Annotated in this window: 1 pseudogene; it reads left to right on the top strand. The window is 33.3% G+C overall.

The window, feature by feature from the left end:
- Positions 1 to 67: 67 nt before the first annotated feature.
- Positions 68 to 318, top strand: a pseudogene (locus tag AWH02_RS06810) (hypothetical protein); the annotation flags it as partial.

Raw genomic sequence — 318 nt, 5'->3', positions numbered from 1 at the left:
ACGACCGCAGGAATGAAGAATACATTAAAATCTATGGAGAAGTGGAGTTAGACGAAGAGGAAGACGAGTGAGACTATATCTTAAAGGCAACTACGAAACTAGTATTTATCAAAACTGTATGGAATATCCTTGGAAAATGTGGTTCAAAGAACGTAAGGGAGTGAAAGTTGGTTTTTCTTATGCACTTGATGATAATTTTTATTTGAGTTTAACTCTAGATAAATTTTCTTCAAATGATGAGCGTTGGGGAATGACTGATTTTAGAATAGGAAAAGACTCTTGGGCGACTTTTAAGCGTGAAAATTTAAATTTAAATTT

Origin of the sequence: Streptococcus gordonii (assembly GCF_001553855.1) — a bacterium.
GTDB lineage: Bacteria > Bacillota > Bacilli > Lactobacillales > Streptococcaceae > Streptococcus > Streptococcus gordonii.
This window is presented reverse-complemented; position numbering and strand designations above follow the sequence as displayed.